Source organism: Paenibacillus agricola, assembly GCF_011440305.1.
Taxonomy (GTDB): Bacteria; Bacillota; Bacilli; order Paenibacillales; family NBRC-103111; genus Paenibacillus_S; species Paenibacillus_S agricola.
The window spans coordinates 953,866-969,877 of sequence record NZ_JAAOIW010000001.1; the positions used below are offsets into that span (position 1 = coordinate 953,866).

A 16,012-nucleotide genomic window follows, 5' to 3' on the forward strand; every position below is an offset into this window, starting at 1 on the left:
CCTCCTTAGTGTAACATACATACTTCAAGCAATGAATTCAAAATCTTTCAACGTTGAGCGATCTTGACCATATCCTTACTCTCCAAAATGTTGGACTCATACTCATGGTTGACAAGATCAATCATAGCTTTGCCCAGTTCACTCAATGTAATAACATGCTTGGGTAGAAGCCGGCGCAGCACTGGATATAGCCAGGTAAATGCGGCATAATAGCGATGCATGTTTTTCAACCCCTTAATGGGATGGATATAACCGGGACGGAACATATAAGCTCTTTTGAAAGGCAGCTTTAGAAGCTGGTTTTCTGTTTTCCCTTTGACACGCGCCCACATACTTTTCCCCTGCTCAGTACTATCTGTCCCGGTCCCAGTCACATAACAAAAAACCATCCCTGGATTTACACTGGACACGAGGCCTGCTATATATAGCGTTAAATCGTAGGTTATCCTGCTATATTTAGCCTCATCCATACCTACCGACGATACACCGAGGCAAAAGAAGCAGGCATTATAGCCTTCCAGTTGTGATTCAATCGATGATAAATCAAAAAGATCAGGATGCACAATTTCCGTTAATTTGGGATGCTGCACGCCACATGGCTTACGGTTGATCACCAATATGCGTTCCACATCGGCATGTAAAAGGCATTCATGCAACACCCCTTCCCCTACCATTCCAGTGGCACCGGTAATAATAACATTGATTTTATGGGTTTCCCTATGATTCTCAATACGCTTTATATGCATGGAAGCTTCATTCTCCCTTATTGGAATAAATTTGCTGTAACCTCAGGAATAGGGCACAATGCTAAAATCCTGCGTTTGACTATAATAATCGATCGTTCAGTTAATGTCAATTCAAAAAAACCACAAGCGAGTCCAGCCCGTCTTGTGGTCAACTCTTTACTACACAACTCCCGAGCTCATCCGGTAATCATTCGGTCCCATTCCTGTATAAGTCTTGAATACCTTCAAGAAGTAGCTTTTATTGTCAAAGCCAAGCATTTCGGCAATTTCTTCCACCGACTTGTTTGATGTATTCAGCCACTTTTTGGCGGCCTCCATTTTGATACGTGTTACATATTCAATAAAAGTTTCTCCGGTTTCTTTTTTGAACAAACGGCTAAAATAGCTCGGATTTAGGTGTAAATACGCCGCCATCTCCTCCTGTGACAATTTCCTGTGCAGATTAGTCTCCACATAGGAGTGGCAGGCCAGAATCTCCATCCTTTTGGAAAGGCTATTGATATGTCCTACTTGCATGATTTTTTCCGTCATAAAACCAATGAGCCACGCCTCCAAATGATGGATGGAATGAATCTGGGACAAGGTATGATGGAGCACCTCCGAGGAAAAAGTCGTTTGAAATTGCTGCAAGGATTTCAGCTTCATCTGGATCTCTAGCAAAATATTTAATAGCCATTCTTTAACCAGCTCCGGATGATAGCGGTTTGCCCGAACACGTTCCATCCATAGTCTGACCACCTGCGGAACCTGCTCCAAATTTTCTTCGAAAATGACCTGCCGAAATTCGTCTGAGGCTTGCGCAAAATGATAATCAAGCTCTCTAATTCCTGCTTGATAAGGCAACACATCCTTCAACCATATCACAGAAGTTTCTGGCAAAAAAAAGCGATGCCCCAATGACTTCAACAGCTCTTGCAAATGTTCCTTTAGCTCAAATACATGGGTTGTCGGCTCACCGATAACAAAGGATACCATAACCTTGATATATTTCTGGATTACCCGACATATCCGGTTCAGTATAGCCTCCAGCTGAGCCTCGTTGTAGGTATGAATGAACTTGGCATAGGGGAACAACAGGAAGAAGCGGTCTCCTTCATAGCGGAAGCTTATCCCTTCATTATTCTCTTTCAAAACCTCCTCCACGATGTTCTCCACAGCGAACACAAGTAAATCTTCCGATATAAATCTAGTCACTGCCTCTTGATACCGATTGATATACCCAATTACGGGAAGGTATAGACCTTGTTCCAGACGGATTCCGAATTCCGCCGCCTGTGAATTCATTGTATCCACATTCATAATAGGATACTGCAGTATCGACCTGATGAAGCCCTGCTTCATCAATGCTTTGCTGTGCTCGGCCCCGGATTTCAATCGGAAGTTTTCCTTCTTCGCAGTCTGCTCCGTTCTAATATCTTGTGCCAGCCTGATCAGCAGATCCTTAATAACCTGCGGTTTCATACTCTCCTTTAGAATATACTCATCCAAATGAAGCTTTACTGCCTGCTGGGCATAATGGAAGTCATCATGACAAGACAGGATGACAGCTCTAATCGAAGGATAATGGGATTTCACCGATCTTAGAAGCTCAATTCCATTCATCTCAGGCATACCGATATCCGTAACTATCAAATCAGGCTTTTCTAACTCCACATGCTGTAATGCCGCAATGGGGGAATCAAAAGCGCCAACCAATTCGAAGCCGCATTCCTTCCACGGAATGAGTGCAGTCAAAAAATCCAGCACTGGCAAATCGTCATCCACTATAATCGCCTTCAGTAGGTGTCCCATGCTTATTCACCGCCCTCTTCAATTGGATCGTCACTTTCGTTCCTTCACCGGGTATACTATCGATATTGAAGTCAAATTGATCCCGATAAATCATTCTTAACCGCTCTATCACATTATAGAGCCCAATCCCTGACAAGCCCGCATCACTGCTGTGCGAAGAATTTCCTTCAGCTCCATCCAAGCTCGCTATAAGCAGCTTTTTTTGCGCCTTGTCCATCCCTATCCCGTTATCTTCTACTATGATATATAACGTTTCAGCAGAATTTTTCCAAGCTTGAATACTTATCGTCCCGCTTTTTTGCTTCAATCCGTGAATATAAGAGTTCTCTATCAATGGCTGGATCAGAAACCGGGGTACTTCCTCTAATAATGTATCGGAAGCAAGCTTTAACTCCAGAACAATCGTTTCTTTACTACGAAAGTTGAGTAGCTTGATATATTGTTCGATAATATTGACCTCTTCATGCAGCGGAATCCATTCATTGTTCCTGTTAATCGTCATGCGCAGCAGTGTGGACAATGAACCAAGCAGATCCGCGTTCTCCTCGTCGCCCTTCAGCATAATTTTCATGCGGATTGAATTTAGGATATTAAACAAAAAATGTGGGTTGATCTGCGCTTGTAGCATACTCAGCTCCGCCATACGCTTCTTTTGCTGCTCACGAGTAATTTGTTCAATCATCGATTCGATCCGGTCAAGCATCCGGTCAAAGGCATGACCCAATCGACCGATTTCGTTGTCCCCGCGCACGTGAGACCGCACCTCCAGATCACCCTCCTCTACTTTAGCTGATACACGGCTGATCCGAATGACCGGTTTCATTAGCTGGTCTAACAAATATAGAAGCACCAGCGCAAATGACAGCACATAGAACAGTTGAACAATAAAGTCTTTCTGCCGGATGTCGCTGATCTTGCCGATAGCAGTCTCATAGGGTGTTAGGCTAACTAATTGCCATCCCGAGGATAAGACAGGCTTGCTTAATAAAAAAAACTGTTTTTCATCCAATTCTACCTGTTTGACCTCTCCTTGGTTGGGCAGCCCTTGGAATGGAAAAACATCCCCTATTTGAGCTTGATTTCGGTGTGCCATGATGCGGCCATCCTTATTCAACAAAGCGAACTCTTGGGTTGTCGCATATTTTTGCAGCACCTGGCGCACTTGCTTTTCCTCAATGCTTATCACCACATATCCATAGGTTAACGAAGCGGTTCTAAGGGGACGCAAAATCGTAATTAAATAAGGGCTTTCCTGTGCCCTTGATTTAAAATAAGTATTGTGGGTTCCCAACCATAAGATATCATAGCCTTTGAGCTGTTGGGTCTGTGCAAACCATGGTTCATTCATTATATCAGATGGTGATAAATCCAACGTATGGTTGGAGAAGTATCGCCCGTTAGGAAGGAGGATGGAAATGTACATGGAATCCTTCTCATAGACCATGCGCTCCAGCCTTCTGGTCACCTTTTGCCCATCAAGAACCCAATTGTTCAAATCATCTGTAGCATCCAGTTTTCCAAGTTCTTTCAAAAGAGGAGCCAATTCATCATCAAATTGAATCAAGTTAGTGACATCCATCATGTTGCTGAACATGTTGGACATATACAGGTCTACGACCCCAAAAGCTTCTGAGGCTGTTTTCTGCGCAGTTTCCTGAAGGACATCCTTTGTTAAATAATTGGAGATGTTTACAGCAATCAATCCGGGCAAGAGTAAACAAATGGCAACCGAAGCCATCAGCTTCTGCCTTATGGAAAGTCTTCGAAACAAACGACGCAAGCGATTCATCCTTACTCCTCCAAGCCGGGCACGATGCAAAAGAGGAGAGAACCCACTGGGTTCCCTCCTGTAATTCCGTATTATTTTTTATTGGCATTAATTACTTTTTGAACATTATCCTTAGCTATCTTAATAGCAGTGTCCACATCCTGCTTGCCGAGCAAGAACTTCTCAACCTCTGTGAAATATAAGGTTCTGGCTTCCTCATAATAGTCCTTTGGCACTGTGAAATCGGCACCCTTAGAACTGGATAATACACGAATCAACGATTCTTTGTCAACCATCTCAGGATTCTTGGCTTGCGCCAATATATTGTCAACAATTTTATTGATGTCTGCTTTTTTCCAAGGAGAGAAGAACTTTCCTTGTACTTCGATGCCTTCTGTGCTGTACCAGCGAATGAATTTATAAGCAGCTTCTTTATTTTTCGAATTCGCCGCAATAGTTAGGAAGTCGGAGTTTACAGCTGTCAAACCCGCCGGATCGCTGGCTTCATTTTTGGGATAAAGGGCAAATGCCGTTTTGAAAGTAGCAGGCACTTTCTCCGTTCCAGCAACCTCTGGCACCATGTAGTTACCTTGCATTAGCATGGCTGCCTTTTGGCCGAAGTATACATTACGGTAATTCATTTTTTGAGAAATAATTTCTGCAAAAGGTACGGAGGATTTATCCGTATTCTCCATCTGGTAGCGCATTTCAAGTGATTTCTTTACAAGCGGGCTGTCCAAATTGGAGGATCCATCTTTTTTCAGGATGGTATTATCGGTAGGATGATTAAGCAACGCCAATGTATAATATTCCGCCCAGTTGTTGTGCAGATAGGTTCCATATTGCTTGGAAGGTCCATCTCCTTTGGTGAGCTTCTTGGCGTAGTCCATATATTCTGCCCAGGTCCAGTCTGTAGGAACCGGAAGCTTGGCATCATCAAGCATCTGTTTGTTCAGCAATACCAAATATTCGATATATTTGCCCGGTAATGCATAATATTTGCCGTCAACGCTTGTATCTATTTTGTATTCGTCTTTTGGTGTAATGCCTTCCTTTTTAATCATCTCATCCATGGGCTCAAGCAGACCGATACTTGCGCGTTGAGACATGTAAGCGGCATTGGAGAACATGATCACATCAAGGTCTTCTCCTGAGGCAGCCAGCAAATCCAGCTTTTTCAGACCTTCCTGGGAATCATTTTTTTCGGACAGGCCTACAAACTCTACCTTGATATCCGGATTTTTCTTTTCAAATTCGGCAATGGTTTTGTTCCAATTACCAGCCTCCTCTGTGTACCAGGTGTGTAGCTTAATCGTTGTTGTTTTGGCTGTAGCTCCCGCCTTGTCTGTTGTCGACGCTGTACCAGAGTCACCCTGGCTGGCACATCCGGTTGCAAGTGCAGTTACTAATAAAGCACTCACGATTGTTGTAGACCACTTTTTCATGTTTCTCATCTGTTTCATTGTTATCCTCCTGAATTCATCGTTTTTATGTTAAATGCTAACCCTTAACCCCACCCATAGCTATACCTTCGATTACATTTTTTTGACCTGCGATAAATACAATCAATAACGGAAGAATAGCTGAAACCGCAGCCGCCATAATCAGGGAATAGAAATCACCGTTCATATCAGCAAAGGAATTGATTCCGAGCTGCAGAGTGAATAATGATTTGGTTCTCAAGAAGATAAGCGGATTCTGGTAATCATTCCACGTCCATATAAAACGAAGAATCGCGTAAGTCGCAATCGCAGGACGGACAAGAGGCAGTGCAATCGAGAAGAAGCTGCGGAAATGTCCGGCTCCGTCCATGCGTGCTGATTCCAAATATTCATTGTTGATGCCAATAAAAAACTGACGAAGCAAGAAAGTTCCCAATACACTGAAGCTGTTTAATAAGATTAGGCCAAAGTGATTATCGAACAATCCAATCCATTTATAGATTAAAAATTGGGGTACAAGAATCGCTTGGTGCGGCACCATATAAATGACGAGCACCAGAATAAAGATGGCTTCCCGCCCCTTGAAATTCACTTTGGAAAATCCGTATGCGGCCATGCAGGAGAACATAACGGACAAAGCCGTTGTGGATACCGCTATCTTAATGGAATTCCAGTAATAGATCGGAAAATCCGATTTGGCCCATACTTGTGTGTAGTTGCTTACAGCGTTCCAAGTACTCGGAATCCATTCTATCGGATATTTAAAGACATCAACTTCAGGTTTAAAAGAAGAGGTTAGCATCCATAAAAATGGCAGTAAAAACATCAGGCCGAATACGGCCATAATTATTGTAATTAGTACTTTCACTAAAGATTCTCGCGCGGCCATTCTCCATTTCACCTCCTAGTAATTCACCCATTTACGTTGCCCGTACCATTGGATTAGCGTTATTAACAGCACACAAAGGAGCAAAATAACCGCCATTGATGAGGCATAACCTGTTTTTAATTTGATAAATGCTGTTTCATATAAATAATACACCATAACGGATGTAGAATTTGCCGGCCCCCCTTTGGTTAAAACGGCAATAACGTCAAATGCTTTGAACGATCCAATGATCCCCGTTACCAGCAGAAAAAAGGATGTGGGTGAAAGCAGCGGAAGGGTAATCTTCATAAACTGCTTCCATGGACTAGCGCCATCTATATCTGCGGCTTCATATAGATCCTTCGGAATGGATTGCAGCCCTGCAATATAAATAATCAGATTATAGCCAACACCAATCCAGATCATAATCGCCATTACCGAATATAGGGCGAATGTCGGATCAGCCAGCCATTGCGGTGGATTGGCAAATCCCAATGACATCAGTGTTTGATTGACAGGCCCATAAGTCGGATGGAAAAGCACCTGGAATACTATAGCAACCGCTACAACACTGGATATATAAGGCATAAAATAGACGACCTTGAAAAAATCCTTGAAGTACACCTTCTTGTTGATGATTACCGCCAGTACCAATGAAACACCCAAAGTGATCGGCACCACTAGCATAAAAATAATGTTGTTTACAAATGACGTAATAAAAAGGCTATCCGAAAATAAATTCGTAAAATTATCAAAGCCGACAAACTTTGTTTTGCTGAAGCCCGCAACAAAATTCCAATCCGTAAAGCTGAGCAATAAAGAAGCAATAATCGGGAAAAGCGTAAGCACGCATAATCCAAGAACCATAGGACCTATAAAGACATAACCTGTAAGTGTCTCCACCCATTGTTGGCGGGATAACCCACGGCGTTTCGGACTTTGCTGTGATACCATCTGCGGTTTCATAAGCCACCTCTTTGTTGATTTTTCTAAATATATTGTACCCAGCCGTACGTACCCACATAAGAAACGAAGTTGACTTTTTTGAAAAAAAAATGACTTATACATACAAAAGAACCACAATACGAGGATTAGTCGCATTGTGGTTCTCCTTCAGCTTTCATAAAGTCCAGCTAATTACTCAGCCATTAGATTAACTGCATCCTGCGGAGAAATGACGGAAATATGCTTCACTTTGCCCGTTGACCCTGGGATAATAAACTTAAGCTGGAATTGCTCATTGACCTGGTAAATATAGATCTTGTCGTCTAGGTTTAGTTTCATGTCATCCGCTTTTCCTAAAGCTTGCTCAATTTGCTGGAGGGTTAGCTCCTGTAAATTAGGCTGGCTGGAGCGAACGTCGAATATTTGGCTGCCCTTGTTAAAGCCAATGACCGCATTTTTCTGGTTGTAGGTTGCATAAACCAAACCTTTGCCTTCAGAATCCTGAAGATCGGCCTTCCCCCACTCTTTCTCTACGTCGTCAATCAATCCTGTATGCGCGGCAAACGGGACTCCTGGCACTTTCCCTTGCTTGGCAAGCTCAACTAGCTCAGTAAGCTGCTTGCTTATATCAGTGGCTGGCGCCGTACCCGGAGCAGGCATTGGAGCAGCAACAGCAGCAAGCTCAGCTACGGCTGTATAGTTGGCTGGAAGATATGTGATCGCTTTAGCTTCAGTAATCACATTTGCGTACATCTTATCCGGCTGTGGATCGCTTAATGTATAGCTGATAACAGCCTTTCCAGCCTGGTCAAATCGGATGCTGCTGATAGCAATACCGTAGCCTGCATTCGGCTTGTCACCTCGAGAGAGTGTCACTTGGTTTACATCCGCGTTTATCTTGTCCACAGTGACTGAAACCGCTTCTACGGGTGTAGCAGGCTGTTGCGTATTGGCTTCCAACACGCGAATCGCATTATAGACCCAGCTTGCCGCTTCGCCGCGTGTGAGCTCGCTTTTAGGATTAAACTTACCGTCCTGATCCAGTGCAGCAATTTTGTAAAGCAATAGCCGCTGCAAGGTTCCTTGGTAATCAATATTCACTTGATCCTCGTCCTTGATCTGTATAAACATTTTCACTAATGGAAAGTCGCCCTTCTTCTCTAAAGCACGAACAAGCAAATCCCCGAATTGTTCCCGCGTAATCGTCGCATGGGGTAACACATCCTTGGGAATGTCCAAGCCGGAATATTGGGCAATAATAAAGGCATCTGCATACCAAGCATCATTAGGGATGTTCGTATACGTATCCGAGGCCAAGGGCTGTTTAAAAAAGCGCAGCAAGTCCAGATTCAAGTCCAAGCCTTTTACGATCATCTGTACGCTTTGTGCGTAGCTAACGATTCCCTTAGGCACAAAATGCTCGCTGTCCACGCCACTCACGACCCCGCGGTCTTTTAAAGCATTCACCGCTGCTGCCTGTGATTCACCTACATCCGTGAATGCGAAGGCGGTGCTGAAAGTCATGCTGCTTAGAAGTAAGGAAGCTATCGATAAGGTTGCGATTTTTTTCATAATGGTTTCTCTCCTCTTGGTCTATAATTTGTATCTTTCAAATCTACTAACGTGAAGGTTACATTAAAGGTTGCAGCTAACATCGGTCTACCCCTGCATAATTGGGCATGGAATGTCGGATGGACACTTTTATTATCTGTTATTCTTTGGAGGAGAAGGAGGTGATACGTTTGAATTTGCTTGAACAAATGAATGGAGCCTTGCATTACTTGGAAGACCATCTAGACAATGAGATAGATTTTAAAGAAATAGCAAGGCAAGCTTGCTGCTCCGAATATCACTTTAAAAGGATGTTTTCTTTCCTTGCCGGAATTACGTTGTCTGAATACATCCGCCACAGACGCCTTACTCTTGCAGCCTTTGAGCTTATTCATAGCCCCGCAAAGGTCATTGACATTGCGATCAAATACGGGTATAGCTCACCGGATTCTTTTACAAGAGCTTTTCAAAGCCTGCATGGGATAACACCGTCAGAAGCCAGGCGTCATGGCCAGCCACTAAAAGCCTATCCACGAATGACCTTTCAGTTAACTATTAAAGGAGGTGTTGAAATGAACTATCGTATTGAAGAAAAAGCAGCGTTTGGCATCGTCGGTATCAAGAAAAGGGTACCTATTATTTTCCACGGTGTTAACCCAGGGATTGCGGCCATGTGGAAACAATTAAGTATGGAGACGATCACTGAGCTTAAGCAGCTTTCCAATGTCGAGCCCTTGGGACTGCTTAGTGCATCCACGAATTTTTCTGAACGCCGCATGGAGGAACAAGGAGAGCTTGACCATTATATTGGTGTGGCAACCACTAAGCCATGCCCGGATCACCTGATTCAGCTTGAGGTTAAAGCTTCAGCATGGGCTGTATTCGAATCCGTCGGCCCCTTTCCTGACACCCTGCAAAATATTTGGGGACGCATCTATTCCGAATGGTTTCCAGCCTCCAGCTATGAACAAATAGAAGGGCCAGAGCTGTTGTGGAACGCGGATAAGGATGTAACCTCTCCTACTTTTAAAAGCGAAATATGGATACCTGTTGCCAAAAGATAGAGCACTACTTTCACAATTGTGGAACCGTTTTTTTTATCAATAAATCACAGAAAATATATGCTATACTAGGGGAGGTGTTTACGAAATATTAATAATGTAAGTGTGGTGCTAACTATGGGTGAGCTGCAGTTTGTAGTTAAAAATGCGGGATGGAAGGCGGCAAAAAGGCTTCCTTTTGTCCTACTATCGTTTTGGATTGTGCTTCTGGTAGAGTTGATGAGCAGAGGCCAGTGGGGTGATTCTTTGGGATGGCCGTTTCGTGCCTTGCCTGAGCTTCTACTGAATATCGTCTTGGTGCTAAGCTTGTTATTTCTAGTGACAGCAATCACGGGGAAGCTCCATATCTCGTTTTGGCTGGTCAGTACGACTTGTTTGGTTTTTGCTGCAATTAGTGGAATCAAGTTGGCAATCTTGGGAGTACCTTTTCTGCCATGGGATTTACTGCTGACTGATGAAACGAAAGATGTAGCACCCTATATCACAGGCTTTTTTAACTTTACGGTGTTATCGGGTTTAACCACATTTATAGCCATAAGTATTTTTCTGCTGTACAAACTTCCTTGGTTTGCGCTCATTTTAAACTGGAAGCACCGCACGATTATGGGAATCGCTTCAGCTCTTCTCATCGGCTCCCTTTATACGGACGAAGCCCTATCATTGAAAAATTTGACCAATGTTCAGAATTTGGCCTGGGACCAGGCCGAAAACGTCCGCGCCAATGGTTTTCTCTTATCGACAATCATGAACCTGAAGTTCCTCTATCTGGATAAGCCTGATAGCTATGACAATGCATCGATTCAAGCCGTCTCGTCCTCAATCGTCCCAGCCGTCGCAGATGCAGGAGAAATTAAACCTAACATTATTATCGTATTAAGCGAGTCCTTCTGGGATGCCACACAAGCCAAGGGTCTCACTTTCAGCCGAGATCCGCTTCCCTTCTATCATGAGATGATTCAAACCTATAGCAGCGGCAGCTTGCTGAGCCCCCAATTCGGTGGTGGGACGGCAAATGTTGAATTTGAAGTGCTTACAGGCAATTCCATGCGCTTCTTGCCACAAGGCTCGATTCCTTACAACCAATACGTAAATAAGGAAATTGATTCCTTAGGCAGTATCTTGACTCGCCAGGGCTATCTGGCCACGGCGATCAGCCCTTTTCACAGCTGGTTTTATAACAGCAAAAAAGTATATGAAAACTTCGGCTTTGCCAACTATATTCCACAGGAATTTTTCAAACCGGATTATGAAGGTCCTTATTTGGCTGACCGTGAGGTCGCTAACGAGATCATAGAAACCAGCACGAATAGTGAAGGTGCCGATTTTATTTACGCGAATACGATGCAAAACCATTACCATTACTATCCTGGCAAATTCAAAGAAAATACAATTGAAATTACGGGAGTTACGGGTGAATCCAAAGGGCTGCTCGAAACCTATGCCCAAGGCCTTGTCGATGTGGACGCCATGCTCAAACGTTTAGTGGAACATTATGAAAATCTCAATGAGCCGACTATTCTTGTTTTTTTTGGAGACCATAAGCCGAGCCTCGGCCAAGATTATAAAGCGTATAAGGACATCGGTTTCTTAAAAGAAAATGATCCTGATTTTCTTAACAAGATGTATCGTGTACCCATCCTGGTTTGGAATAATTACTTGCCCAAGGAAAAAGAAAGCCTTGATATGAGTCCTTCGTTTCTGGGGCCCTATCTTTTGAAATTATCACAAAGGACGGGAAGCTATTTCACCGATTATTTATACCAATTGTCGCAATCTATGCCAGTAATCCCTCCTGAAAACCATTATGCGGAGATGAAAATTAACAAGGATAACCTGAATCTATATAAGAAGCTACAGTATGATATTATATTTGGGGAACAATACGGATACAATAGCATGAAAAACAAGATCAAAAACCATGACTATACACTCGGCTCTGGCCGCATGGTCATTAGCCAGCTTCGAACGGAAGCCTTCAAGGATGGCAAGCTGCTAAAGATTGTAGGCAGCGACCTCCCCCCTAACAGTATAGTACGGATTAACGGTCAGCAAATGGCTACAAATTGGATCAGCAAAAATGAGTTAACTGCTGAAATACAACCTACTCTCATGAATAAGTTTCCATGGAATGTTGAAATCATAGTTAAGGATTCTAAAGACAAGGTGCTTGCCAAATCGAACGAGTATGTGTATCTTGGAGAACTGTAAGAAAAAGAACCTCCCCTCCACTTTATAAGTGGGATGGAGGTTCTTTATTTTGCCCTCGTAACTTCGCTATGCGCCCCTGACTTTCCCTAACGTAGGTATATCCTTCAGGTGTAGTGTATTCAAATAAGCTCAGCCATTTGGTATAGTTTTCTGTTTACTTCATGATTCCTCCGGAAACCGTGGGCACATCGCCAAGCCCCCAGATAATCAGAAAGTATATAATCGGTGAGATCGTAATTAGACCCATTAGAATAATAACTATTCCAAGCCCACTGAATTTCTTGTTCGATTCGGTATTTTTGATGATTTCCATAAATTATACCCCCCACATTATTAATGATTAACTTAGTTACTTATAGAAATGATTATAAGTCGTTCGGTTAAATAGGTAAGTGATATAAGTCATAGAAAATAACAATCCGTCCAAATCATCAAAAAGCCATACCACAAAGAACATAAAATTTTATTGCCGTAACTATAAAAGTTGAAATGGATGCATACTTTCCAATATAGACATTCATCCATGTGTACTACTTTTCATATCCTAAATATCCCTTTTGATAATCCTTAGGAAGGATCCCTACTTTTTTCTTGAACATACGTAAAAAGCTAGTGTAATCGTTGAAACCGCTGACCAAACAAGCTTCTGTAACACTACTTCCCTCGGCAAGTAATTTTTTGGCCAGAGAGATACGTTTATAAATAATGTATTCATGGATCGTATTTCCTGTATATTTTTTAAAGAGCTTGATTAAATAATATTTATTTATGAAAAACTGTTTTTCCAATAGATCCAGACTCAGATCCTCTCCCAGATGCAGTTCGATATAGTCCAGAACCGGAGAAAGCTTATGATGCAAAGCAAGCCCTTGATCCGTATGCTTCTGCTCTTGGAACAGACGGTTAATATGAACAATGATTTCCATAAAACAACCCATCTTAATGATTGCGCTTCCTAAGGACGGATGCTTTTTTAGAGCATCATATTTCATAAATAGACTAAGTAATACTGATGAATCATTACTCGTCAGCGAGAGCTTGTTTTTTTTGCCTAGGGGTCTGTCATAAAAGCAGGATAAAGGATTAAAATCCGCTGTTTGGTACAACGCAGCAATTTGAGGATCGAACTCAATCGTGATTCTTTCATAAAGAACCTCTGAGGAAAAGGATGGTTTATGGATTTCATGCTGGTTCGTAATGATCAAATCGCCAAACTGCAGTGGGTATACCATTTTTTCTACAAAGTATTTCACATCCCCTTGAAGGAGAAAGTAAATTTCGCAGCCTTGATGCAGATGAAATTCAATACTATGACTTTTTCGTTGCACATGTAAAAATTGGATATACTGATCGATTTGTTCTAAATATGAGACAGACAAAATAACTCCTCCCAAAAAAACATTTCCGAATCCATAGTAACCTTGATTTCATAGATTTGCAATATCGCCATGGAGCATGGACCATACTCATCATGCACCGTTAACAACAAACAAGCCTGCCGAGGCAGACTCGTTACAAATTCATATTCTACTCCTACAAAACTTATGGTACAGCTTCACAATTATTTGTTTGTAGACCGGAATGTTTAATTTACGTCTGCTGAACAAATTTTCCTGCATCAAAGTATGGAGGTATTCTCAACCACCCCTTTTTTGCTGCTAGTTCCTTTAAAGTTACAGAAAATGCAATCTTCGTTATTTGATATTTTCCGAACATGGCTGCTACGTCCGGCCGTACGGACTCCGTCATTCCCCGGCAAGCATATGTAATCCCTAGTATTATATTGAACATCAAAAGATTAGCAACTTCCTCATCCGATAATTTGGCTCCCTCCGGAACGCTTCGATAATCACCAATCGGTTTCTCAGGTGTGGATTGTGGTAGAGGAACCCCTTCTTCTTTCAAAAATTGGGTTAATTCTTTTAGAATCGGTTCGTGAACATTGTTTATGACATCTTGCAGTTTTTCTTTAAGTTCATGATCTTGCACAATGTTATAGGACACTTGTTCACCTCGCAACGTTTGTTCTGTAGCTGTCAAAAAGAACCAAAGATTCATAACTTCCCCAACATGTAAAGGAGGCTTCTCTCCATCTGTGAATGGATTAATTGCATCCTTCAATATTTCCAATAAATTCATAGATTCTCATCTCCATCTTGTCTTATTTTATTATTATTACCAAAATGCCCCTCGATATGTATCATAAGCATCTAACTAAAATACTTAGGCTTCACAGTTTAGATCGACGACAAACCCTATCCTCATGGTACTTTCCATATGAATCATCAAGGCAGCTGGCCAATCTGACGCTTTTCGCAAAATTTCGACCGTGATATGAACCAACTCGTTCCGTTTTTTTTGAAGAGATATCAAGTTGGTCTAATAGATTAATCGTGCGTGGCCGAACTGGTTCAACTTCTAATATTCCCGCTAAATGCCGTGTAGGCGGGATAATAGCATCAACAAGTGCCTGACAAAGTTGATTTAGTGTGTAAATGTCCACTTGCTACATCCCTTGAACCATGACATGGAACCTCCCACCTCATAATGGTCGGGACTAAACAAACCCAGTTCTCTTGCCGGACTCCGCTTTAAAATAGGCTATTAATGAAAGCTGTCTCTTTTTACAATCTATAACCATACGTTCTGGAGACTAAGTTCTCCCAATTATAAGATAGAGTATGTAGCAGGCTAGCTCGAAACCTATTATTTATTAATTATATTTTAACGTTTTATAAAACTCATGGTGCAGCTTCATCAACGCCCGCATCCGCAGTTTGCAATCCTCTTGTTTACGCTCATTTCACGTCGATCAAGTATAGTAATTTATACATTTCCTAGATAGATGCATGATGTAAAGGGCTAAAAAGGCCTATTTCTTCTATTTAACATTATTTCATACCAATAGTCTGAGTCATTTACCGTTTCCATTAAAATCCAACTACATATACTTTATTAGATTAACATGAAAGGGGTATTGAAATGGTAGATGGACAGACGGGACAAACTGGACAGACTGGGCAGACTGGGCAAACCGGTCAGACCGGCCAGACCGGGCAGACCGGTCTGACCGGTGCAACCGGAAGAACAGGTACTCAAGAACCTCAAGGACCTCAAGGGCCTCAGGGCGCTCAGGGCACTCAAGGTACTCAAGAGCCTCAAGGACCTCAAGGGCCTCAGGGCACTCAGCGCACTCAGGGCACTCAGCGCACTCAAGGTACTCAAGGTATTCAAGGACTCCTAGGACCTCAAGGCCTCAAGGACCTCAGGGCACTTAGGGCACTCAGGGCACTCAAGGACCTCAAGGACCTCAAGGACCTCAAGGACCTCAAGAACCTCAAGGACCTCAAGGGCCTCAAGGGCCTCAAGGGCCTCAAGGGCCTCAAGGGCCTCAGGGCACTCAGGGCACTCAGGGCACTCAGGGCACTTAGGGCACTTAGGGCACTTAGGGCACTTAGGGCACTCACTCAAGGACCTCAAGGTACTCAAGGGCCTCAGGGCACTCAAGGACCTCAGGGTACTCAAGGACCTCAGGGTACTCAAGGATCTCAGGGTACTCAAGGACCTCAGGGTACTCAAGGACCTCAGGGTACTCAAGGACCTCAAGGTACTCAAGGACCTCAGGGTACTCA

12 protein-coding genes and 2 pseudogenes are annotated in these 16,012 nt (G+C 42.8%); 3 read left to right on the top strand and 11 right to left on the bottom strand.

The window, feature by feature from the left end; genetic code table 11:
* Positions 1-47: 47 nt before the first annotated feature.
* The 8 genes and pseudogenes from G9U52_RS04445 to G9U52_RS41570 all read right to left on the bottom strand — a co-directional run.
* Complete coding sequence (locus tag G9U52_RS04445) at positions 48-746, bottom strand: NAD-dependent epimerase/dehydratase family protein (RefSeq protein ID WP_166146554.1); 699 nt, start codon at positions 744-746, stop codon at positions 48-50.
* A 159-nt stretch (positions 747-905) separates the two neighbouring features.
* Complete coding sequence (locus tag G9U52_RS04450) at positions 906-2,537, bottom strand: helix-turn-helix domain-containing protein (protein WP_166146557.1); 1,632 nt, start codon at positions 2,535-2,537, stop codon at positions 906-908.
* On the bottom strand, positions 2,503-4,326 hold the full coding sequence (locus G9U52_RS04455) for a sensor histidine kinase (protein WP_166146559.1): 1,824 nt from the start codon (positions 4,324-4,326) through the stop codon (positions 2,503-2,505). Before G9U52_RS04455 ends, G9U52_RS04450 begins: the two co-directional genes overlap by 35 nt.
* Before the next feature lie 71 nt (positions 4,327-4,397).
* The gene (locus G9U52_RS04460; protein ID WP_243767111.1) at positions 4,398-5,768 is read right to left on the bottom strand and encodes an ABC transporter substrate-binding protein; all 1,371 of its coding nucleotides are present in this window, start codon (positions 5,766-5,768) and stop codon (positions 4,398-4,400) included.
* Positions 5,769-5,805: 37 nt separating this feature from the next.
* The gene (locus G9U52_RS04465; protein ID WP_166146561.1) at positions 5,806-6,636 is read right to left on the bottom strand and encodes a carbohydrate ABC transporter permease; all 831 of its coding nucleotides are present in this window, start codon (positions 6,634-6,636) and stop codon (positions 5,806-5,808) included.
* A gap of 15 nt (positions 6,637-6,651) precedes the next feature.
* On the bottom strand, positions 6,652-7,581 hold the full coding sequence (locus G9U52_RS04470; RefSeq protein ID WP_166146563.1) for a carbohydrate ABC transporter permease: 930 nt from the start codon (positions 7,579-7,581) through the stop codon (positions 6,652-6,654).
* 171 nt (positions 7,582-7,752) lie between these two features.
* Positions 7,753-8,175, bottom strand: a pseudogene (locus G9U52_RS39740) (YjgB family protein); the annotation flags it as partial.
* A 129-nt stretch (positions 8,176-8,304) separates the two neighbouring features.
* Positions 8,305-9,132, bottom strand: a pseudogene (locus G9U52_RS41570) (S-layer homology domain-containing protein); the annotation flags it as partial.
* A gap of 170 nt (positions 9,133-9,302) precedes the next feature.
* On the opposite strand from G9U52_RS41570, the gene G9U52_RS04480 reads away from it, so the two are divergent.
* The gene (locus G9U52_RS04480; RefSeq protein ID WP_166146565.1) at positions 9,303-10,175 is read left to right on the top strand and encodes an AraC family transcriptional regulator; all 873 of its coding nucleotides are present in this window, start codon (positions 9,303-9,305) and stop codon (positions 10,173-10,175) included.
* Between the two features lie 114 nt (positions 10,176-10,289).
* Positions 10,290-12,380, top strand: a complete 2,091-nt coding sequence (locus G9U52_RS04485) for an LTA synthase family protein (RefSeq protein ID WP_166146567.1) — start codon at positions 10,290-10,292, stop codon at positions 12,378-12,380.
* 154 nt (positions 12,381-12,534) lie between these two features.
* On the opposite strand, the gene G9U52_RS04490 is transcribed toward G9U52_RS04485, so the two are convergent.
* From G9U52_RS04490 to G9U52_RS04500, 3 genes are all read right to left on the bottom strand, one after another.
* The gene (locus tag G9U52_RS04490) at positions 12,535-12,693 is read right to left on the bottom strand and encodes a hypothetical protein (protein WP_166146569.1); all 159 of its coding nucleotides are present in this window, start codon (positions 12,691-12,693) and stop codon (positions 12,535-12,537) included.
* 217 nt (positions 12,694-12,910) lie between these two features.
* Positions 12,911-13,759 carry an AraC family transcriptional regulator gene (locus G9U52_RS04495; protein WP_166146571.1) on the bottom strand — a complete coding sequence of 283 codons (849 nt, stop codon included), beginning with the start codon at positions 13,757-13,759 and terminating at the stop codon, positions 12,911-12,913.
* 211 nt (positions 13,760-13,970) lie between these two features.
* Positions 13,971-14,519, bottom strand: coding sequence for a DUF3231 family protein (locus G9U52_RS04500; protein ID WP_166146573.1), 549 nt, complete (start codon positions 14,517-14,519; stop codon positions 13,971-13,973).
* A 934-nt stretch (positions 14,520-15,453) separates the two neighbouring features.
* Here G9U52_RS04500 and G9U52_RS40780 point away from each other — a divergent pair.
* A complete protein-coding gene (locus tag G9U52_RS40780) occupies positions 15,454-15,624 on the top strand; it encodes a hypothetical protein (RefSeq protein ID WP_166144323.1) in 171 nt (56 codons plus the stop codon).
* Positions 15,625-16,012 lie beyond the last annotated feature (388 nt).